Origin of the sequence: Sphingomonas sp. Leaf230, assembly GCF_001421745.1 — a bacterium.
Classification (GTDB): Bacteria; Pseudomonadota; Alphaproteobacteria; order Sphingomonadales; family Sphingomonadaceae; genus Sphingomonas.
In genome coordinates, this window is sequence record NZ_LMKW01000001.1 from 503,117 (window position 1) to 523,711 (window position 20,595).

General features: G+C 66.9%; 16 protein-coding genes and 1 pseudogene. 6 read left to right on the forward strand and 11 right to left on the reverse strand.

The genetic code is table 11. The features are described from left to right. Window positions 1–42: 42 nt before the first annotated feature. Entirely contained in the window at window positions 43–2,328 is a 2,286-nt protein-coding gene (locus ASE82_RS02360) for a hypothetical protein (protein ID WP_235524425.1), read from the reverse strand. Window positions 2,329–2,673: 345 nt separating this feature from the next. Here ASE82_RS02360 and ASE82_RS02365 point away from each other — a divergent pair, with 345 nt between their 5' ends. Genes ASE82_RS02365 through ASE82_RS02375 form a run of 3 tightly spaced genes read left to right on the forward strand, consistent with a single transcriptional unit; the run spans window position 2,674 to window position 6,301 of the window. Next, window positions 2,674–3,789 carry a hypothetical protein gene (locus ASE82_RS02365; protein ID WP_235524428.1) on the forward strand — a complete coding sequence of 372 codons (1,116 nt, stop codon included), beginning with the start codon at window positions 2,674–2,676 and terminating at the stop codon, window positions 3,787–3,789. A gap of 35 nt (window positions 3,790–3,824) precedes the next feature. Continuing rightward, complete coding sequence (locus tag ASE82_RS02370; protein WP_056058348.1) at window positions 3,825–4,922, forward strand: DUF2336 domain-containing protein; 1,098 nt, start codon at window positions 3,825–3,827, stop codon at window positions 4,920–4,922. Then, window positions 4,919–6,301: a sensor histidine kinase gene (locus ASE82_RS02375; RefSeq protein ID WP_056058351.1), complete on the forward strand. Its 1,383-nt coding sequence runs from the start codon at window positions 4,919–4,921 to the stop codon at window positions 6,299–6,301. The genes ASE82_RS02370 and ASE82_RS02375 overlap by 4 nt, the downstream gene beginning before the upstream one ends. On the opposite strand, the gene ASE82_RS02380 is transcribed toward ASE82_RS02375, so the two are convergent. From ASE82_RS02380 to gltX, 3 genes are read right to left on the reverse strand one after another with little or no spacing between them, the layout of a single operon-like run. Then, complete coding sequence (locus ASE82_RS02380) at window positions 6,275–6,478, reverse strand: hypothetical protein (protein ID WP_056058354.1); 204 nt, start codon at window positions 6,476–6,478, stop codon at window positions 6,275–6,277. The two genes, ASE82_RS02375 and ASE82_RS02380, sit on opposite strands and share 27 nt — an antisense overlap. Beyond that, window positions 6,478–7,761 (reverse strand): citrate synthase, encoded by a 1,284-nt coding sequence (locus tag ASE82_RS02385; RefSeq protein ID WP_056058357.1) that lies wholly within the window; start codon window positions 7,759–7,761, stop codon window positions 6,478–6,480. Before ASE82_RS02385 ends, ASE82_RS02380 begins: the two co-directional genes overlap by 1 nt. A gap of 25 nt (window positions 7,762–7,786) precedes the next feature. Further along, window positions 7,787–9,217 (reverse strand): glutamate--tRNA ligase, encoded by a 1,431-nt coding sequence (gene gltX, locus ASE82_RS02390; protein WP_056058359.1) that lies wholly within the window; start codon window positions 9,215–9,217, stop codon window positions 7,787–7,789. 90 nt (window positions 9,218–9,307) lie between these two features. Here gltX and ASE82_RS02395 point away from each other — a divergent pair, with 90 nt between their 5' ends. Next, window positions 9,308–11,497, forward strand: coding sequence for a ComEC/Rec2 family competence protein (locus ASE82_RS02395; protein ID WP_200910661.1), 2,190 nt, complete (start codon window positions 9,308–9,310; stop codon window positions 11,495–11,497). A 673-nt stretch (window positions 11,498–12,170) separates the two neighbouring features. On the opposite strand, the gene lexA is transcribed toward ASE82_RS02395, so the two are convergent. Continuing rightward, entirely contained in the window at window positions 12,171–12,845 is a 675-nt protein-coding gene (gene lexA / locus ASE82_RS02400) for a transcriptional repressor LexA (protein ID WP_056058362.1), read from the reverse strand. A gap of 68 nt (window positions 12,846–12,913) precedes the next feature. Further along, complete coding sequence (locus ASE82_RS02405) at window positions 12,914–14,095, reverse strand: molybdopterin molybdotransferase MoeA (protein WP_056058364.1); 1,182 nt, start codon at window positions 14,093–14,095, stop codon at window positions 12,914–12,916. A gap of 557 nt (window positions 14,096–14,652) precedes the next feature. Between ASE82_RS02405 and ASE82_RS02410 the strand changes: the two genes are divergently transcribed. Beyond that, complete coding sequence (locus tag ASE82_RS02410) at window positions 14,653–15,345, forward strand: energy transducer TonB (RefSeq protein WP_235524438.1); 693 nt, start codon at window positions 14,653–14,655, stop codon at window positions 15,343–15,345. An 88-nt stretch (window positions 15,346–15,433) separates the two neighbouring features. Here ASE82_RS02410 and moaC read toward each other — a convergent pair whose 3' ends face one another. The 4 genes and pseudogenes from moaC to ASE82_RS02430 all read right to left on the reverse strand — a co-directional run. After that, complete coding sequence (moaC, locus tag ASE82_RS02415) at window positions 15,434–15,901, reverse strand: cyclic pyranopterin monophosphate synthase MoaC (protein WP_056058371.1); 468 nt, start codon at window positions 15,899–15,901, stop codon at window positions 15,434–15,436. Beyond that, complete coding sequence (gene trpC / locus ASE82_RS02420; RefSeq protein WP_056058375.1) at window positions 15,898–16,674, reverse strand: indole-3-glycerol phosphate synthase TrpC; 777 nt, start codon at window positions 16,672–16,674, stop codon at window positions 15,898–15,900. The genes moaC and trpC overlap by 4 nt, the downstream gene beginning before the upstream one ends. A gap of 1 nt (window position 16,675) precedes the next feature. Next, entirely contained in the window at window positions 16,676–17,668 is a 993-nt protein-coding gene (gene trpD / locus ASE82_RS02425) for an anthranilate phosphoribosyltransferase (protein WP_056058378.1), read from the reverse strand. A gap of 110 nt (window positions 17,669–17,778) precedes the next feature. After that, window positions 17,779–18,342 (reverse strand): annotated as a pseudogene (locus ASE82_RS02430) (anthranilate synthase component II); the annotation flags it as partial. Between the two features lie 184 nt (window positions 18,343–18,526). Here ASE82_RS02430 and ASE82_RS02435 point away from each other — a divergent pair. Beyond that, window positions 18,527–18,931: a hypothetical protein gene (locus tag ASE82_RS02435; RefSeq protein WP_056058382.1), complete on the forward strand. Its 405-nt coding sequence runs from the start codon at window positions 18,527–18,529 to the stop codon at window positions 18,929–18,931. A 167-nt stretch (window positions 18,932–19,098) separates the two neighbouring features. Here ASE82_RS02435 and trpE read toward each other — a convergent pair whose 3' ends face one another. Continuing rightward, complete coding sequence (trpE, locus tag ASE82_RS02440; RefSeq protein WP_056058385.1) at window positions 19,099–20,592, reverse strand: anthranilate synthase component I; 1,494 nt, start codon at window positions 20,590–20,592, stop codon at window positions 19,099–19,101. Window positions 20,593–20,595 lie beyond the last annotated feature (3 nt).

Here is a 20,595-nt window from a genome sequence, read left to right on the forward strand (position 1 = left end):
AGCGGTGACGCTGGATCATTTCGAATTCCTATGCAGCTCGTCTCAGCGCAGGCGTTCGATTGCCTGCGCCAGTGCGACGTAAAGTTTGCCCATGTCGGACGACAGCAACGTCACGCCGAGCGGTGAGCCGTCGCGTTGCGTCAGGATCGTGCGGAGCATCGCTTCAAAGTCGTGGATGTAGCGGTTGACCATTTCGCGGAAGGTCTCGTCCTCGTCGTAGAGGCCAGCGATCTCGCGGACTTCGCTGGCGTCGAGGATGCGGACCGCGCGGCGCGTGAAGACGCCGCGGTCGCCCTTGAGATATGCGCCCCAGGCGCTGTCGGAGATTTCCGGCGCGATCGCCTTGGTGATGTCGATCGACGCCGAGTTGAGCGACTCGATCAGCAGCGAGACGCGGCGTGCGAAGGTGCCCTGGTCGGCGTCTTCGCGCTCGGTGCGCGCTTCCTGGAGCCGAGTTTCGACGATCGCGGTCTGGTCGACGATCACCTGGACTTCGCGCGCGAGGCGTTCGGTCGCGCCGGTAGCGGCGTCGACCGCCGCGCCGGTGGCGTCGGTGAGCGCCTTGACCTGGCGTTCCACGGTGTCGTTGGTCGCGCGGCGCATCGCGTCGGCGCTGGCGGCTTCGAGTGCGGCTGCGGCTTCGGGTATGACCTTCGACAGCGTCTCGCGCGCCTTGTCAGCGGCGACGGCAGCGGTCTCGCGGACGCGGTGGAGCGCCTCGATCAACTGCGGCGCGGCGTCTTCGGCGAAATGCTGCGTCCGGCCGATCGCCTCGTCGACCATGTGACCGAGCGCATCGGCCTTCGCGCGGCCGGTGTTGAGTGTGTTGAGCAGGTCGGTCGACAGCGTGTCGAGCACATGGCGCTGTTCGCCGATGACCCCGGCGATCGCCTCGATCGCGTCGTGCGTGCTCTCCGCCGCAGTGACGAGCGCGAGCAGTTCGGGACGCGCCGAAACGACGATGCTCTTGCTGGCGAGCACCTGCGTATCGAGGCGGCCGAGTGCGGCTGGCATCGTCTCGTCGATCTCGCGCGCGGCCGAGTCGAGGGCGACGAGCAGTGTTTCGGTCGTCGCGATAGTCCGGTGCGCCATGTCGTCGCCAGCCCGAAGCGCTTCGGTCATGGCATCCGCGGAGCCGCCTAGCGCGCTGATCGATACCGCAAGGTCCTGCGTGCGCTCGGTGCCGTGGCGGTGGAGCAATTCGATCCGTGCCTCGACTTCGCCGAGCCCGGTGTGGAGATCGTCGACGATCCGGTCGCCCGCGCTGCGTTGCAGGTCGAGGCGGATCGCGACGCGTTCGATCGCGTCCTCGACGCTGGCGATCCGCTTGGCGAGCGCTTCGGCGCTGTCGCGAGCGGCGCTGTCGAGTGCGGCCTGGTTCGCGCCGACCATCGCCAGCATCGCGTCACCCTGCGCGGCGATGCCGCGACGCGACAGGTCGACCGCGTCTGCGGTGCGGTTGAGCAGCGCGTCGACTGCTGCGGACATGCCGTCGGTGACAGATTCGAGATGCGCGCCGGCGGTCTGGCTGGTCGCCTCCATCCGGACAATGTGCGCGGCGAGGCGCTGTGCAGCACCGCTGGCCATCGCGTCGGCGTCGCGGCCGCGTTCGGCCAGCGCGACGATCTGCGCGTCGAGGGCAGCGGCATGTTCGCTCGCTGACAGGCCTGTGCGTTCGAGGCGCTTGGCGACGTCGTCGATATCCGCCTGCGCGCGGGGGAGGGTGGCGATCAGGACGCCGAGGCTCGTCTGCGCGCCGGCGGTCGAGGTGGCGAGGTTGCGCGCATGGGCTGCAGCCTGATCGATTTCGGAGACCATGCCGCGACCGATCGCTGCGAGTTGCTCGGTCGCGCCGCCGCCCATCGCCATCAACGCGTTCAATTGTTCGGCGAGTTGCTGGCGGTTGGCATCGATCGTGTTCGACAGTGCGGCGACGGTGCGTTCGAGGCTGGCGGCCTCGTCGCGCATCGCCTGCGCGGTGATGCTGAACCGGTGCGCCTCGCTACGGCTGGTGCGCATCGCGAGCAGCCAAACGATGCCGATCAGCGCGGGGACGACGCAGAGCGCAGCGATGAACTGGACTAAGGCAACCGGCTCGATGGTCGCGAACGATCCGCGTGCAAGCCACAGCATCGCCGCCAGCCAGATAACCACGACGGCGACCGCGATACCCACGTAAAGGCGTCCGCGGTCGGGCGCAGGCTCTTGATAAACCTCATCGAAACTGGATTCTGTGACGGTGTCGGACATGTTTTCTATCACCGGATCCATCACGATATCCGCGCGAATGGGATGGGCATTGCCTGCCGACGCGCGAAACCCGATCATTGACGAACCCCCGTTCATGAACTGCGGAGGTATCATGAATTGCGGCGGGACAAAACGGATGATGCGATCTTCGCGCGTTCATCCGTCCGGTAAGCAGGGCGGCACGGCTTACGTTCCGGCGACCATAAGGTCAAAGACCCTTGATCGACGGAACGTGCGAGAATTCGAGTATCGATCGGCGTGCAGTTTGGGCCTGCAACGCCGAACCGAGCCTTGGCGCAGGGCGGTTCGGCCGAACGCGGGCTTTGCAGGACGGCGCGTACCGCCTAACAGCCTGCGATGCTTGCCGGCCTATTATTTGCAATTCATGACGCCGACGATCGCCCTGATCGTCTTGCTGCGACCTTGCCCTTCAGCGGCGTGACGCTGATCGAGTATCAGGCGCGGTTGCTGATCGCCGCCGGCGTTTCGCAGATCATCATCGTGGTCGCGCGCATGACCCCCGAGTTGCTCGGGGCGATCAACCGCATCGGGCGCCGCGGCGTGAGCGTCGATACGGTGCGATCCGCGATGGAAGCAGGCGAGAAACTTCACCCGCTGGCACCGGTATTGATGCTCGGCGACGGGCTCGTCACCACCGATGCGATCGTCAAGGCGATGGCGGTCGAAGATGGCGACTGCCTGCTCGTCGTCCCCGAGAGCGACGCGGGGCCGGGGTTCGAGCGTGTCGGCGGGCAAATGGCGTGGGCTGGCGTCGCGCGGCTGAGTTCGAGCCGGATCGCCGAAGTCGCGGGCTTGCCGCAGGATTACGATCTTCAGTCTTCGCTGTTGCGGTTCGCGGTACAATCGCGCGCGACACATGTGCTGTTGCCGACCGATGCGGTGCGCGGTGGGCACGGGATAGAGCGTCAGGCGCGGACGCTGGAAGAACGCGGGCGCGCGGTGCTGATGACGATCGTGTCGGGGCGGCGGGGCTGGTTCGACCGCTTCGTTCTCGCACCGATCGCGCGGCTCGCGTTGCCGCTGTTGGTCGATCGTGGTGCGGCGGGCACTACGGTTGGAGCCGCCGGCGCAGCGCTGGGTTTGGCCGGATTGGTGACGATCGGCTTCGGGCTGCCGTCGATCGGCCTGGTCTTGTCGCTCCTCGGATGCATAGCCCTGGCACTCGGCTCGGTGCTCAGCGGACTTCGCGACGATGCGCCGATGGCCCGGGGGCAGACCCTGGCGATCGGCTGCGTGGCTGCGGCATCGATCCTGGTCTTCGCGTTTTTCGTCAGCGGCTATGCAGGGAACAACACCGCATTGGCGATCGGTACCGCGCTCGTCGCGATCGGCGGGCTGGCCGAGCGCGCCATCCTCGAACGCGAACGGCAGATGTGGTGGGGAAGTCCGGCAGCCTATCTGCTGATCGTCGCGCTGTTCGCGATCCTGGGGTTCCCGGTGTTCGGGCTCGGCCTGACCGCGGTGTATGCGACCGCGACGCTCGCCGTCGTCATCGAGCGTCTTCGCCGAACGCCTTAGGCGGACCTTAACGTCCGGAGGCTAAGCACGGGATCATGTCGGTCGGTCCAGACCCAGTGCGTGACGTCGTGTCGCCCTATGATCCCGTTGCGCGAGCGGAGGATGCACGCCTGCGCGCCGACGCCCGGCTGACCGGAACGATCGCGGATTTCTTTCTCGATGCCGATGCACGGCTCGACGACCGGACGCGGCTCATGCTCGCGCAGGTGCTCGGCGCGATCGTCGGGGCGATCGAGTGGGACATCCGCCGACATGCCGCACGACTGCTCGCGGGTGGCGGCGCGACGCAGGCCGGCGAGGCGATGTTGAAGGCCGGGGCGGGGGGCGTTCTGGATCGGCTCACGCGGGCGGGATTGCTCCGCGATGAAGAATTGATGGACGAACTGATCGCGCGCGTACGGCATGACCTGATCGCCGCCTCGTTGCCGGTGGAGGTCGCCGAACCCGACGAAGCGAGCTTGCTCGTGAGGCTGGCGGGGGTGCCGGACAGCGTGGTCGCGTCGGCGGCGTCTGCATTGCTGGCAGCGGAAAGCCGGCGGCGGGTGGCGAACGAGCAGGGATCGGTCGGGGGCAGTGAGTTACCCGCCGAACTGCATCACCGGCTGGTCTGGTGGGTGGCGGCGGCCGTGCGCGATGGCTTGAAGTCCGTTACGCGGGAGAACGACCGGGCGATCACCGATGCGGCGCAGCGTAGTCTTGCCGCGCACGACGAGGGTGAGCGGCCAGACGCGGTGGCGACGCGGCTCGCCGGTGCGCTCGATGCGCGACCGAACGAATTGCCCGCGGTGCTGGTCGAATCGATCGGCGACCGACGGTTGTCGTTGTTCGTCGCGGTGCTGGCGCATGCGATCGGCATCGCGTTCGATCAGGCGCGGGCCATCACGCTCGATCCGGAGGGCGATCGGTTGTGGCTCGCGTTGCGTGCGATCGATCTCGATCGGCCGACGATCGCACGGATCGGGCTGGCACTGTCGGAGGCGGATCCGCGGCGCGATATCGAGGCGTTTGCGGATGCGCTCGACGCGATCGTGTCGGTCGGGGTCGAGGATGCGCGTGCGTCGCTCGCGCCACTGGCGTTGAACCGAGATTTTCGGATGGCGTTGCGCGCGCTGGCGCGTACGGATCGGCGATGAGCGTGTTCGACCCTTCGATCGAAAGCCCGATTGCGCACGCGATCTTGGCGCCCGACGGTTCGCTGTCGTTTGCGGATCCGGCGCTGGTTGCGCTCAACCAGCGGGCGGGCGGGATGCGCGGTGCGCCACTCGCGGTGCCCCAACTTGCGACGATTGCCCGGCTGGCGCGTCGGCTGGGGATCGTCGTGTCGCGCGGCGTGGTCGTTGCGGACGACGAAACGGATGTGGATCTCTGGGTGCGGGCTCAACCGGATGGGGAGAACGTACGGCTGACAGTGAGCGGCTGGCGCGAGATCGCGGCGTGGCGGCCGGCGCGACCGTCGCCGGATACGCAGGACGATTTCCACGGCAGCGATACGGATTGGCGGTGGGAGACGGATTCCGCGCTACGGCTGACGTTCGTCACGCTCGATGCAGGGCCGAAGCACGGGTTCGACGCCTTCGCGTTGCTGGGCCAGCCGCTGACGGCGATGTTCTCGCTGGATACCGGTGTGGATGGGGCTTTGCCGATCCTCGATTCTCTTGCCCGGCGACGCCCGATGACGGCGCAGCCAGCGCGGCTGCGGAGTTCCGGACGCGCGGTGACGCTTACCGCCAATGTTCGACACGATGCGGCGGGCGACTTTGCCGGGTTCGTTGGCGCTGCACGCATGGTAGTCGAAGACGCGCCGCCCCCTGCTGCCTCGACCGAGACACTGTCGCCGACCTTTACGAGCGGCCTCGACAAGGCGTTGCGGGTTCCGCTCGCGCGTATCGTCGCCAATGCCGACAGCATCAATGCGCAGGCGGATGGCCCGGTGCAGGGCGATTACGCGGATTACGCGGCGGATATCGCCAGTGCCGGACGGCATTTGCTCGAACTGGTCGATGACCTCGTCGATCTCCAGGCGGTCGAGCGGCCCGATTTCGCGCTCGTGCCCGAGCCGATCGACCTTGCCGATGTGGCGCGACGGGCGGCCGGGCTGTTGTCGGTGCGCGCCGCGAACGCAGGCGTCACGATCACGCGCCCGGCGCTGGACGTGCGTGTTCCGGCGCTCGGCGATTTCCGTCGTGTGTTGCAGGTTCTGGTCAATCTGGTCGGCAACGCGGTGCGCTATTCGCCGCGTGGGGCGCAGGTGATCGTCACCGTGACGAGGACGCAGACCCACGCGGTCGTCGTAGTCGCGGACAAGGGCAAGGGCGTCGCGCCCGAGGATCAGGTCCGGATTTTTGAGAAGTTTGAGCGGGTCGATCCATCGGAGGCCGGCGGCAATGGGCTCGGTCTGTACATCGCACGGCGCTTGGCGCGGGCGATGCAGGGCGATCTCACGATCGAAAGCGCACCCGGCGAAGGCGCGCGGTTCGTCTTGACCTTACCGGCGGATCCGGCGCGCCACTAATATCAGCGCGAGGCCGAATGCGGCGAGGAATGCGCCGCGATCCGCCCATGGCCGCTGATCGAGCATGAAACTCGACTGCGGCCAATGGACGTAACCGAGCCCCTGACCGATCCAGAGCAGACCCATCAGCGCGCAGAGCACGCCGACGACCATCAGGATCGGCCGGAGCGTCTTCATCAGCGTGACGCCATCGGGACGTAGTCACGCGCGGTCGGGCCGCTGTAGAGCTGGCGCGGACGGCCGATCTTCTGGTCGGGATCGGTGATCATCTCGTTCCACTGCGCGACCCAGCCGACGGTACGGGCGAGCGCGAAGAGGACGGTGAACATCGAGGTCGGGAAGCCGATCGCCGAAAGGATCACGCCCGAGTAGAAATCGACGTTCGGGAACAGCTTCTTCTCGATGAAGTACGGATCGCTGAGCGCCAGACGCTCGAGCTCGATCGCGACGTCGAACACGGGGTCGGTGACGCCCAGTTCGCCGAGCACTTCCTTGACGGTCGTCTGCATGACGGCCGCGCGCGGATCGTAGTTCTTGTAGACGCGGTGGCCGAAGCCCATCAGGCGGAACGGATCGTTCTTGTCCTTGGCGCGCGCGATATACTCGGGGATGCGGTCGACGGTGCCGATCTCATGCAGCATGTTGAGCGCGGCTTCGTTCGCGCCGCCGTGCGCGGGGCCCCACAGGCAGGCGATGCCGGCGGCGATGCACGCGAACGGGTTGGCGCCCGACGAACCGGCGAGACGGACGGTCGAGGTCGACGCGTTCTGCTCGTGATCGGCGTGGAGGATGAAGATGCGGTCCATCGCCTTTTCGACGATCGGGTTCACGACGTACTTCTCGGCGGGCACACCGAACGTCATCTTCAGGAAATTGCCGGTGTAGCTCAGCGTGTTATCCGGATAGACGAAAGGCTGGCCGACGCTGTACTTGTACGCCATCGCGGCGATCGTCGGCATCTTGGCGATCAGGCGGTGCGACGCGATGACGCGCTGCGCCGGATCGTGGATGTCGGTCGAATCGTGATAGAACGCCGACAGCGCGCCGACGACACCGCACAGGATCGCCATTGGATGCGCATCGCGGCGGAAGCCACGGAAGAACTGCGCGAGCTGCTCGTGCACCATCGTGTGGCGCGTGATCGTGTTCGAGAAGTTCGCCAGCTCGTCTTCGTTCGGCAGTTCGCCGTTCAGAAGCAGATAGGCGACTTCCATGAAGTTCGACTGCTCGGCCAGCTCGCCGATCGTGTAGCCGCGGTGCAGCAGCGTGCCCGCGTCACCGTCGATATAGGTCAGCTTCGACTGGCACGACGCCGTCGAGGTGAAGCCTGGATCATAGGTGAAATTGTCCGTCTGCGCGTACAGCTTGCGGATATCGATGACATCGGGTCCGACCGTACCGGACATCACCGGATACTCGAAATCCTTGCCGTCGACCTTGAGGGTTGCGGTCTCGCTCATGCTTGTATCCTTCCTCGAAATCTTATCAGCTAGCCATCCGGTCGGCGATCCGTCCCAGGCTCTCGTCGCGCCCGAGCAGGTCGAGCACATCGAAGATCCCCGGCGACGTCTTGCGTCCCGTCAGCGCGGCGCGAAGCGGCTGTGCGACCTGGCCGAGCTTGACGCCCCGCGCTTCGGCCACGCGCCGTACCGCGCCTTCGAGCGCTTCCGTATCCCACTCGGCGAGCGCGTCAAGTTCGGCATGAACATTGACCAAAATCGCACTCGCTTCACCCTGCAAAAGGCTCGCCGCGGCGTCATCCATCGCCAAGGAGCGCTGGCTGAACAGGAAATTCGACCCCTCGGCCAACTCGTTCAGGTTTGCGGCACGCGGCTTCAGGACGGGCATCGCGCGAGTCAGAAGATCGAGTCCGCCGGTCGGCAGGTCGTGGCCGAGGCGATCGGCGGCGAGCTGTGCCAGCCGCGCATCGTCGGCTTCGCGGATATAATGGCCGTTGAGATTCTCGAGCTTCTTCAGGTCGAAGCGCGAGGGCGACTTGCCGACGCCCGACAGGTCGAACCACTCGACCGCCTGTTCGCGGCTGATGATCTCGTCGTCGCCGTGACCCCAGCCGAGCCGGAGCAGGTAGTTGTCGAACGCCTCGGGGAGGATGCCCATCTCGTCGCGGTATGCCTCGATGCCCACCGCGCCGTGACGCTTCGACAGCTTGGCGCCGTCGGGGCCGTGAATCAGCGGGATGTGCGCGTAGATCGGCTCGGGCCAGCCCATCGCGCGGTAGATCGGCAACTGGCGGAACGCGTTGTTGAGATGATCGTCGCCGCGGATGACGTGCGTGACGCCCATGTCGTGATCGTCGACGACGACTGCGAGCATGTAGGTCGGGGTGCCGTCCGAGCGGAGGAGGACGAGGTCGTCGATCTCTTCGTTTTTGACGGTGACCGACCCTTGCACGCGGTCCTCGATCGTGACGGCACCTTCTTGCGGCGCGCGCAGGCGCACGACGTGGGGAAGATTCGGTGCATCGCTTTCCGGGCGATCACGCCAGGGGCTGCGGATTCGGAGCGGCTTCTTCGCGGCCTGCGCCTCGGCGCGCATCGCGGCGATCTCGTCGTTGGTCATGTAGCAGCGATAGGCATGGCCTTTCGCGACCATCTCATGCGCGACCTGCGCATGACGGTCGGCGCCGGCGAACTGCATGACGACGTCGCCGTCCCAGTCGAGCCCGAGCCAGCGCATGCCGTCGATGATCGCGTCGATCGCCGGCTGGGTCGAGCGGACCCGGTCGGTATCCTCGATCCGTAGCAGGAACTTGCCGCCATTCGCCTTTGCGAACAGCCAGTTGAACAGCGCGGTGCGTGCGCCGCCAAGATGCAGGAACCCCGTCGGCGACGGAGCGAAACGGGTAACCACGGGTGCGGCCGGATTGGCGGTGCCCGTATCAGATATTGCGCCCAACCGCGGGTGCTCCCAGACTGATGAAACGATGGAGAAACGATGGCCATGACAGCCGTCGCCGCCCCTAGCATGCGTCCTTGGCGGCGACAAATGGGCGTGCCGCGATGGGGGGCTGTCGTCGGGCTTGCCGTGGAACGCTGGCTCGAGGCGGAGCGCGACCAGTTGGTGTTATGGCTGCCGGTAATGCTGGGCGGCGGGATCGCGCTGTGGTTCGCGTTGCCGGATCCGGCGGCGTGGTCCGTGGCGATGCTGCTGTTGGTGGCGAGCGGGTTGGCATGTCTGGCGGTCGGGCAGGGTGGCCGTGCGGCGCGGTCGCTCGCGATTGGGTTGCTGACTGCGGCGCTGGGGCTGGCGTTGATCTGGGCGCGATCGGAGTCGGTGGCGCGACCAGTGCTGGGCGGACCGACGATCGCGAGTTTCTCGGCCAAGGTGGAGGCGATCGAACCGCTGGTCGCGCGTAAGCTGGTCCGGCTGACGCTGCTGCCGATCGGGAAGGGCGCGGAAACCGACGGGCAACCGGTCGCCCTGCCATACCGCGTCCGCGTCAATCTTGCTGAAGCGGATGCGCCTAAGTTGCTGGGAACGGGCGCGGTCGTGCATCTGCGGGCTCGACTGATGCCGCCGCCGCTTCCCGCGGTGCCGGGCGCCTATGATTTCGCCCGGGTCGCGTGGTTCGGCGGGATCGGCGCGACGGGGCGGGGCTTCGCACCGGTGGTCGTGACGACGCCGAGCGAGTCGGGAGCAGGTATTCGCGTCGCGCTGTCGCACCACATCGTATCGCGACTGGAGGGGAGTGCCGGCGGTATTGCCGCAGCGCTCGCAACCGGCGACGTCGGCGCGATCAGCGAAGAGGATTCGGAGGCGATGCGCCGCGCTGGCCTCGCGCATCTGTTGTCTGTGAGCGGCTTGCACATAACGGCTGCGGTGGCGGCGACGATGTTGATCGTGCTGCGGCTACTGGCGCTGAGCCCGTGGTTGGCTCTGCATGCGCGCTTGCCTCTGATCGCTGCGTTGGCGGGAGCGGCGGCAGCGATCGGTTATACGTTACTGACCGGCAGTCAGGTCCCGACGATCCGGTCGTGCGTGGCGGCATTGCTTGTGCTGGCGGCGCTCGCAATGGGGCGTGAGGCGATGACCTTGCGCCTCGTCGCGGCGGGGGCGGCGTGCGTCATGCTCGTGCTGCCCGAATCTGCGGCGGGCCCGAGCTTTCAACTCTCGTTTGCGGCGATCACTGCAATCATGGCGCTGCACGAGCATCCTTCGGTTCGCGCGTTTTTCGGGCCCCACGAGGAGGGGCGACCGCGCCGTCTCGCTCGCGGAGTAGCATCGCTGTTGCTCACCGGCCTGCTCGTCGAATTCGCGCTGATGCCGATCGCGGTCTATCATTTCCACAAGGCCGGGCTCTACGGCGCGTTCGCCAACATCATCGCGATTCCTCTGACGACCTTCGTGGTGATGCCGCTGGAGGCGCTGGCGTTGCTACTCGATGCCGGCGGGCTCGGTGCGCCGATCTGGTGGCTTGTCCAGCGATCGCTGGATGCGCTGCTGTGGCTGGCACATGTTGTTGCCAGCGCGCCAGGATCGGTGCGGTCGTTGCCCGTGATGCCGACGGCGGCGTTTGCATTGATGATCGTTGGGGGCATCTGGATCGCCTTGTGGCGAACGCGGTGGCGGCGGCTCGGGCTGGTACCACTGGCGATCGGCGCGGTCTGGGCGCTGACGACGCCGGCGCCGGATGCTCTTGTGACTGGTGACGGGCGCCATGTTGCGGTGCGGACGGCGGCGGGGCTCGCGATGCTGCGCGACCGAGCGGGCGACTACACGCGCGACATGCTGGCCGAGAATGGCGGGGTGGATGGCGAGCCGCTGCTGCTGGCGGACCAACCCGATGCGCGGTGCAGTCGCGATCTGTGCGTCACCGATATCGCTGCAGGGGGACGTATGTGGCGCATCCTGGCGACCCGCAGCGCCTATATGGTCCCGATCGCCGAGTTCCTTGCCACCTGCCGCAGCGCCGATGTCGTCGTAAGCGAACGCGGTCTGCCGAGACGCTGTATGCCGCGGTGGCTAAAACTGGATCGTCGTGTCCTCCGGCGGACGGGTGGAGTCGCGCTGACCTTGAGGACCGGGACGGTCGTGACGATCCTGAACGCGGGCGATCGCCATCCCTGGCGCGATCCGCCCATGCTCGAACGTACGGCACATTCGTTTAGACCGCGGCATGTCCGGTTTCACGATGCAGCGTCGGCGTTTCAGGCCAGCCGAGGCCGTCATAAGTAGAAATGTTCACGTGAAGGCGCACAGGCGCGAAGGTGATGCGATTCGGGAGACCTTCACACCTTAATGAACGATAAGCCGACGCCGGTTTTTCCGTGGTCTGCGAAGACAAATAGACGCCAATCTAAGCACCACATCTTCGCACCTTTGCGCCTTCGCGTGAACAAAATCATCCATCATCACCTGCGATTGCAGTACGAAGAATTTGTTCACGCGGAGACGCGGAGCCGCGGAGAAGTTTGATACGATGGGTGAATCGGGCTGGCTATTGTTCAGTCTCACTACCGAAGGCATTGGAACAGCTTCACCCCTCCCCGAACGCAACACCTCCGCGTCTCCGCGTCTCCGCGCGAACCAATTCTTCGGCAGCGCGGGGGACAGACGGCGATATGTTCGCGCAGAAGCGCGGAGGCACAGATATTGAGGGTTCGAGTCGAGGTCGCGCTTATGCATAGAAGCGGGACAGAGTCTTCCGGACGCTTGGCGTTCTTTGCTTGGGCATATCGAAGAACTGTCCCAGACAGCTCCGAGTACATCGCTTAATTTGCCGATCAGACCGGTCGCTGTCGCTAGCGGGAGAGAGCGACTTGGCTTACCAGCTTGAGCGGGCACGTTTCCTAAGCAGCTAAAACCGAGACCGGCCAGCGCGTTGATAACGCAGGTCGGTCTCGGCCGTTCAGTCGTAGCGGCGAAGGATGCCGGAGAGTTTGCCTTGGACGCGGACTTGGGCGGGGGCGTAGCGTTGGGGGTCGTAGGCTCGGTTTGCGGGGTCGAGGCGGACCATCGCGCCTTCGCGGCGGAAGTATTTTAGGGTGGCTTCGCTGTCTTCAATGAGAGCTACGACGATCTCGCCGTCTCGCGCCGTTTCGGTGCGGCGGATCAGGGCGTAGTCGCCGTCGAGGATGCCGGCTTCGACCATCGAGTCTCCGGAGACTTCGAGTGCGTAGTGTTCGCCGGTGCCGAGAAGCGCGGCAGGGACGGCGAGCATCGTGCTGCCCTCGAACGCCTCGATCGGGACGCCAGCGGCGATGCGGCCGTGGAGTGGAATCTCGACGACGTCGTTCGCTGGCTGCGGCGTCGCGGCGGCTGGTGCCGTCTTCACGTTCGACGCCTTCGACGGCGACTTTTTCTCGGCACGCTCGGGCATGCGCAGCACTTCGAGCGCGCGCGCGCGGTTTGGCAGGCGGCGAATGAAGTTGCGCTCCTCGAGCGCGCTGATCAGACGGTGGACGCCCGACTTCGACTTGAGATCGAGTGCGTCCTTCATCTCCTCGAACGACGGCGAGACGCCGGTATCGTTGAGGCGATCGTTGATGAAGCAGACGAGTTCGTGCTGCTTGCGCGTGAGCATGGCGGTTCTCCGTCCGGAACAGACTGGGAACTTCTATGGAACATAATTAACGCCGTCAAGCGCTGGCGTCACGCGATCACGAGGATTTCTGCCGATTCGCCTGCCTTTGCAACCGGAGCGTTGCCGGGGCGGACGATGAGGCAGGTCGAGCGGGCCAGTGTCAGGAGCATCGAACTGTCCTGGATTGTCGAGGCATAGGCTTTGCCGTCGCGGAGTTCGGCGCGGAGATAGTCGGTGCGGGCGTTGTTGGCGGGGAGGTCTTCGCCGAGCAGCGCGTGCGTCGATTGGGGGAGCGGGTCGCGTGCGCCGGCCATGTGCGCGACGACGGGTTTGACGAACAACGTCGCGGTGACGAACGCGGAGACCGGGTTGCCGGGGAGGCCGAGCACCATCATCTCGCCGATCCGGCCGGCCATCATCGGCTTGCCGGGGCGCAGCGCGATCCGCCAGAAATCGATGGTGCCGCCGGCGGCTTCGATCGCCGGGCGGACGAGGTCGTGGTCGCCGACCGATGCGCCGCCGGTGGTGACGAGTAGGTCGGCCTCGACGCTGGCGAAGGCTTCGCGGAGGACTTCGAGATTGTCGGGGAGGATGCCGAGGTCGATGATGTCGACGGGCATGTCGGCGAGCATCGCGGCGAGCATGATGCCGTTCGATTCGGGGAGCGCGACGCCGTCGGTGGTCGAGCCGGGGGGGACGAGTTCGTCGCCGGTCGCAGCGACGGCGACGCGGACGCGGCGGTTGACGGTGAGGCTGCCGTGGCCGCCGGTCGCGGCGACGGCGATGCGCGCCGGGCTGAGGCGGTCGCCGGCGGCGATCAGGCGGGTGCCGGTGGAGAAGTCGAGGCCCTTGCGGCGCGTGTTGCGGCCGAGCGTCGGGGGGCCCTCGCCGGCCAGGATCAGGGTTTCGCCGTCACGTTCGGCTTCTTCCTGGACCATGACGGTGTCGGCGCCTTCGGGCATGGCAGCGCCGGTGAAGATGCGCGTGGCTTCTCCGGGGGCGACTTGGCCTGCGAAGGGGCGGCCGGCGGCGCTTTCGCCGATGACTTTCCAGGGGCCGGGGAGGTCGGCGTAGCGGATCGCGTAGCCGTCCATCGCCGAGAGGTCGGCCGCGGGCTGCGTGCGGCGGGCGAGGATGTCCTCGGCGGCCCAGCGGCCGGCGGCTTCGCGCAACGTCACGGTCTCGTGGCCGACGCGGGGGGCCATGGCGAAGAGGCGGGTCTGGGCTTCGGCGACGGGGACTAGGGTCATGCGTAAGGCTCTGTTTCTGGGCGGCTCTCCTGCTGGAAGTGCAGGAAGTTCACACGCTGGGAGACATTTGGCGGGCGCGGTTCTGCGGTTCAGGTTTGGAACGGTCTCGTCCGGTAGAAGGTCCGGCGGGAGGGGGTGAGTTTTGGCGTGTCTGGCGCTTTGCCATGGGTTTGGGATGTAGGACAGGTGTTGTTGGAGTTGCGGCAGGACGGTCCGTTGCTCTCTGGGCTGCTTGATATCGAACGTTTGCGACATCCTTCTTGTTCTCCCGCGAAGGCGGGAGCCCAGGCTGGGTCCCCGCCTTCGCGGGGAAACATGGGTTTGGCGGGCGCCGCGCTTCGTTACCGCGAGTTTCCCAATTGGGCCCCGGCCTTCGCCGGGGTGGTGGTTTGGGGGGGGCTCTCTTCCGAGGGGATGCGGGTGATCGCTGTCGCCTTCCCGAAACGCCCGGCCAGCGCGGGTTCATCGCTTGCGGGGCTTTGTTTGGGGGAAAGAGACACCAGATCAGCATGATGACACGTAATCAGCCTCGGGCGAGAGACAGGATCGGGGCGGCGTTGGGTGCTGTCCTGTTGCCGGGGGTGCTTGGCTATGCGCTGCTCAACGGGCTGGTGGTGCCGATGCCGGCGGCGGTGAGCGATGCGTTGAAGGTGTTCGATGCGGCGCCGCCTCCGCCACCGCCGCCCGAGGAGAAGGTCAGGCCTCGGCCGTCGCCTAGCCGGAAGCCGGAGGGGGCTGCGTCGCCGCCTAATCTGAAGTCGAAGGCTACCGAGGTGGTGGCGCCGCCGCCGGTGGTGCCGGTTGTGGTGCCGCCGCCTGTCGTCGTTGCGGAGAAGGCCGGGGTGGGGGCGCAGGCGACGGCGGGCGCTTCGGATATTCGCGGGCCGGGGACCGGGAGTGGGGGGATCGGTAATGGCACCGGGAGCGGGGGGTATGGCGATGGCGACGGTGGTGGGGGCGAGGAGACGCCGCCGCGGTGGCGAAAGGGGCGGTTGAAGGATTCGGACTATCCGCGCGAGGCGGCCGAGACGGGGATCCGGGGTCGGGTTTCGGTGCGGTATCTGGTGCAGACCGATGGGCGGGTTTCGCGGTGCCGGGTGACTCGGTCGAGCGGGAGCCGGGAGCTGGATACGCTTACGTGTCGGTTGATCGAGGAGCGGTTTCGGTATGATCCCTCGCTCGATGCGGCCGGGCGGCCGGTGGAGTCTACGATCGTTGAGGATCATGAATGGGCTATGGGTGGGGATTGAGTTCAGCTGAGCGCGTTCTGCTTGGCTTGCCCTCACCCTCGCCGCCTTTGGCGTCTTTCCCTCTCCCCTTTGGGGCGAGGGATTTCTTTTACGCGGTCCAGTTGCCGGATTTGCCGCCGGACTTTGCGCGGACGCGGATGTCGGTGAGGACCATCGTCTTGTCGATCGCTTTCGCCATGTCGTAGATCGTCAGGAGCGTTACCGTGGCGGCCGTCAGGGCTTCCATCTCGACGCCGGTCTTGCCTTCGGTCGAGGCAGTGGCGGTGGCGGTCACGCCGGTTTCGTCGACGATCAGGTCGATTTCCACCTTCGTCAGCGGAAGCGGGTGGCAGAGGGGGATGAGGTCGCTGGTGCGCTTGGCGGCCATGATGCCGGCGACGCGCGCGACGGCGAGGACGTCGCCCTTTTTCGCAGTGCCGGCGCCGATGGCCGCGGCGGCTTCGGTGGACATGGTGATGCGGCCGGAGGCGATGGCTTCGCGGGCGGTGACCGCCTTGCCGCCGACGTCGACCATCCTTGCCGCGCCGGCTTCGTCAATGTGGGTCAGGCCGGTCATCCGACGAGAGCGCGCGTTGCCGCTTCGACGTCGTCCTGGCGCATGAGCGCTTCGCCGATCAGGAAACAGTGGATGTCGTGTTCGGCCATCGCGTCGAGTTCGGCGCGAGTTGTGAGCCCGCTCTCGGCGACGAAGGTGCAGTCCTTGGGCGCCTTGCCGACGAGGTCGTAGGTGCGCTGGAAATCGACCGAGAAGTCGCGCAGGTCGCGGTTGTTGACGCCGATCAGGCGCGACTTGAGCCTCAGCGCGCGCTCCATCTCGTGCGCGTCGTGGACCTCGACCAGCACGTCCATGCCGCATTCTAGCGCGGAGGCCTCGATCTCGGCCATCTGGACGTCGTCGAGCGCGGCGACGATGATGAGGATGCAGTCGGCGCCGATCGCGCGCGCTTCGGTCGACTGCCATGGGTCGACCATGAAGTCCTTCCGCAGGACGGGTATCGAGACGGCGTCGCGCGCCGCGGTCAGATAGGCGTCTGAGCCCTGGAACCACTTTTCGTCGGTCAGCACCGAGAGGCATGCGGCGCCGCCGGCTTCATAAGCGCGGGCGTGCGCGACCGGGTCAAAATCGGCGCGGATCAGGCCCTTCGACGGACTCGCTTTCTTGACCTCGGCGACCAGTGCGTAGCCAGTCTTGGCATCAAGCGCGGCGCGGAAGCCGCGTGGCTTCGACATGCGGGCGATGCCGGCGTCGATATCGGCGAGCGAGGTCGTGGCCTTGCGCGCGGCGACTTCGGCGCGCTTGGTCTCGAGGATACGGTCGAGCATGGTCATGTCAGTAGGCGATCCAGCGGGCGAGCAGCGCGTCGGCGCTGCCGGTGTCGAGGGCGGCGGCGGCTTTGGCCGCGCCGTCGACGAGAGTGGGGACGGTGCCGGCGACCATCAAGGCGGCGGCGGCGTTGAGCAGGACGGCGTCGCGGTAGGCGCCGGTCTCGCCCTTGAGCAGGCGGCGGAGCGCGTCGGCGTTGTGGTGTGCGTCGCCGCCGCGGATGTCGGTGATGGCGTGGCGGGTGAGGCCTGCGTCTTCGGGTGTGACCTTGCCGGGGAGCGTAACGTTGCCGACCGAGGCGACGATGCTGGGGCCGGCGCCCGACAGTTCGTCCAGGCCTTCTTCGCCCGAGACGACCAACGCGGCTTCGGTGCCGAGCTGTTCGAGGGCTTCGGCGTAGAGCGTGACGTAGTCCGGGCGGGCGATGCCGATGAGCTGGCGGGTGGTGCCGGCCGGGTTGGCGAGCGGGCCCATCAGGTTGAAGATCGTCCGCTTGCCGATGCGCTGGCGGATCGGGGTGATGCGCTTCATCGCCGGGTGGTGATTGGCGGCGAACAGGAAGGCGATGCCGATCTCGTTGAGGCTTGCCTCGGCGGTGGCGCCGGCGCGGTCCATGTCGAGGCCGAGGACTTCGAGCGTGTCGGCGGCGCCGGCCTTGCTCGAGGCGGCGCGGTTGCCGTGCTTGGCGACGGGGACGCCGCACGCGGCGACTACCAGCGCGACGGCGGTCGACACGTTCAAGGTGTGATGGCCGTCGCCGCCGGTGCCGCAGACGTCGATCGCGCCGGCGGGCGCGTCGATCGGGATCATCCGGTTGCGGAGCGCGCGCGCGGCTTCGGCGATCTCGATGCTGGTTTCACCGCGGGTCGCGAGGTCGGTGAGGAACGTGGCGATCGCGTCGTCGCTGGCGCGGGCGTCGAGGATGTCTGCGAACGCTTCTCGGGCGGATTCGCGCGAGAGGGGGGAGAACGGGTCGGGAAGCAGGGCGACGGTGGTCACATTCCCCTCCCGCTTGCGGGAGGGGTTAGGGGAGGGGCTACCTCGGAAGTCGTGAGCGCGGCGCTGCCCTCCCCCGACCCCTCCCGCAGGCGGGAGGGGAGTTGGTGGGGGATGTTCGCCATCTTGAGGAAGTTCGCGAGCATTTCGTGGCCATGCTCGGTCGCGATGCTCTCCGGGTGGAACTGGACGCCGTGGATCGGCAGCGTCTTGTGGCGGAAGCCCATGACCGTGCCGTCCTGCGCTGTGGCGTTGACGACCAGCGTGTCGGGGACCGCGTTGACGATCAGCGAGTGATAGCGCGTGGCGATGAACGGCGAGGGCAGCCCGGCATAGAGCCCGGTATCGTCGTGGACGACGGGCGAGGTCTTGCCGTGCATCAGGCCGCCGCGCTCGACCTTGCCGCCGAAATGCTGGCCGATCGCCTGGTGGCCGAGGCACACGCCAAGCAGTGGCTTGCCGGCATCCGCGCAGGCCGCGACCAGGTCGAGGCTCACGCCCGCCTCGGTCGGCGTGCAGGGGCCGGGCGAAATGAGGAACGCGTCCGCGCCCGACGACAGAGCCTGCCCGGCGGAGATCGCATCGTTGCGGACGACTTCGACCTCGACACCCAGTTCCATCAGGTAATGGACGAGGTTCCAGGTGAAGCTGTCGTAATTGTCGACGACGAGGATCATGGCGCCGCCATAGCCGATGCGGGGCGCGGTGCAACAGCGCTCGGCCGGGACGGTTCGGCGCTAATTGTCCTTGGCAAGGTCGCGAACGGCGATGGCGGTTCCTATATCGCCCGGGCAGGCGACCATCATTCAGTGCGGAGCAATGCTGCATGACGGACGTTATTCGCTCAAAGGAGCCTGATCCATGTTTCGTACCGCCGTCCTTGCCGCACTGATCGCATTCCCCGCCACGGCGTTCGCACAGGAGGCGCAGGTCGACACGCCGCCGCAGCGCATTCGCAGCGTGACGCTGACCGGGGACCAGGCATGCCCAAAGTCGACCGCTGGCGAAGTCGTGGTGTGTTCGACGCTCGACCAGCCGTATCGCATCCCGAAGCAGTTGCGCGACGACAAGCCGATCGCGGCGCAGAACCAGAGCTGGGTCAATCGTGCGGCGTCGATGGATCAGCTCGGGCGTGTTGCCGGCGGGTTGCCGGATACGTGCTCGGCGGTCGGGACCGGTGGCCAGTCGGGGTGCTTCCTGGCGCGGAACAATGCCTATGCCCAGGAGCGTCGTGCGCCGGCTAGCGAGACGAATACGACTCCATGATTTGATCAACGTCGGTTGATGCTTGGTTGTAGTCGAGCAACTACTTCTACCACCCCGGCGAAGGCCGGGGCCCAATTGGGGGACGGTGTTAACTGAGGTTGCGGGTTGTTACGGCGACCTTCCCAATTGGGCCCCGGCCTTCGCCGGGGTGGCGTTATCGGGCTGGTCTACTGACCGAAGCCCGGAGCTTTCGCCCGGCCTACAGCCTCGCGAGCCGCGGCGAGAATCGCGCCAGCCTTCGCTTCGCATTCTCTCTGTTCGTATTCGGGGATGCTGTCGGCGACGATGCCCGCGCCGGCCTGGACGTGGATTGTGCCGTCCTTCACCACTGCGGTTCGCAACACGATGCAGGAATCCATCGAGCCGTCGGGGGAGAAATAGCCGACGCCACCTGCATATGCGCCGCGGCGTTCGGGTTCCAACTCGGCGATGATCTGGCAGGCGCGGACCTTGGGCGCGCCGCTGACGGTGCCGGCGGGGAAGCCGGCGAACAGCGCGTCGAGCGCGTCCTTTTCGGGGGACAGCGTGCCGACGACGTTCGAGACGATGTGCATGACGTGGCTGTAGAATTCCACGCCGTAGCTGGCCGTCACCTTCACGGACCCCGGCGCCGCGGCGCGGCCAACGTCGTTGCGGCCGAGATCGAGCAGCATCAGGTGTTCCGCGCGCTCCTTGGGGTCGGCGAGCAGGCTGATGCGGTTCGCTTCGTCCTCGGCGGCGGTCTTGCCGCGCGGGCGGGTGCCGGCGATCGGGCGGATCGTCACTTCGTCGTCGCGGACGCGGACGAGGATCTCGGGGCTGGAACCGATCAGCGCGAAGCCGGGCAGGTCGAGATGATACAGGAACGGTGACGGGTTGATCCGGCGTAGCGAGCGATAGAGCTCGAACGGCGGCAGCGCGAACGGCGTGCTGAAGCGTTGGGCGAGCACGACCTGGAAGATGTCGCCGGCGAGGATATAGTCCTTTGCCGCCGCGACCATCTCGCCGTAGCGGCCTTCGGGGAGCGCTGGCGTGTAGGTCGGTTCGGCGACGTCGGCGTGGATCGGTGCGGGGACGGGCGTGCTGGTGAGCTTGGCGGCGACCGCGTCGAGGCGCTCTTCGGCTTCGGTCACGATTGCGTCGGCGTTGCGGGCCGGATCGGGCCAGGCCGGTGCGACCAAGTAGAGTGCGTCGGTCAGGCGATCGAACACGAGGATGACGGTCGGCCGTACGAAGATCATGTCGGGCAGGCCGAGCGGGTCGACCGGCGGCTGCGGCAGAGTCTCGACCAGCCCGATCGTCTCGTAGCCGAAATAGCCGACGAGGCAGGCGAGCGCACGGGGCAGTTCGGCCGGAACGTCCGCACGGCATTCGGCGACCAGCGCGCGCAACGCATCGAGCGTAGGCACGGGGCACGGCGCGAACGTATCGCGATCGGTGGCCCAGTGGCGGTTGATCTCGGCGCTGTGGCCGTGCGCGCGGAACAGCAGGTCGGGGGCGAGACCGATCAGGCTGTGGCGACCGCGGATCGCGCCGCCCTCGACCGACTCGAGCAGGAAGTCGCCACGGCCTGGCTCGATCAGCTTCAGCGCGGCGGCGACCGGCGTTTCGGTGTCGGCGACCTGACGACGCCACACGAGCGCGGGACGCCCTTCGGCCAAGGCTTCACGCGCGCTGGTCATGCG

Coding starts and splice junctions, on each gene's coding strand:
- ASE82_RS02360 (WP_235524425.1), bottom strand. CDS start 2,328: ATGATCGGGTTTCGCGCGTCGGCAGGCAATGCCCATCCCATTCGCGCG.
- ASE82_RS02370 (WP_056058348.1), top strand. CDS start 3,825: ATGTCGGTCGGTCCAGACCCAGTGCGTGACGTCGTGTCGCCCTATGAT.
- ASE82_RS02375 (WP_056058351.1), top strand. CDS start 4,919: ATGAGCGTGTTCGACCCTTCGATCGAAAGCCCGATTGCGCACGCGATC.
- ASE82_RS02380 (WP_056058354.1), bottom strand. CDS start 6,478: ATGAAGACGCTCCGGCCGATCCTGATGGTCGTCGGCGTGCTCTGCGCG.
- ASE82_RS02385 (WP_056058357.1), bottom strand. CDS start 7,761: ATGAGCGAGACCGCAACCCTCAAGGTCGACGGCAAGGATTTCGAGTAT.
- ASE82_RS02395 (WP_200910661.1), top strand. CDS start 9,308: ATGGGCGTGCCGCGATGGGGGGCTGTCGTCGGGCTTGCCGTGGAACGC.
- lexA (WP_056058362.1), bottom strand. CDS start 12,845: ATGCTCACGCGCAAGCAGCACGAACTCGTCTGCTTCATCAACGATCGC.
- ASE82_RS02405 (WP_056058364.1), bottom strand. CDS start 14,095: ATGACCCTAGTCCCCGTCGCCGAAGCCCAGACCCGCCTCTTCGCCATG.
- moaC (WP_056058371.1), bottom strand. CDS start 15,901: ATGACCGGCCTGACCCACATTGACGAAGCCGGCGCGGCAAGGATGGTC.
- trpC (WP_056058375.1), bottom strand. CDS start 16,674: ATGACCATGCTCGACCGTATCCTCGAGACCAAGCGCGCCGAAGTCGCC.
- ASE82_RS02435 (WP_056058382.1), top strand. CDS start 18,527: ATGTTTCGTACCGCCGTCCTTGCCGCACTGATCGCATTCCCCGCCACG.
- trpE (WP_056058385.1), bottom strand. CDS start 20,592: ATGACCAGCGCGCGTGAAGCCTTGGCCGAAGGGCGTCCCGCGCTCGTG.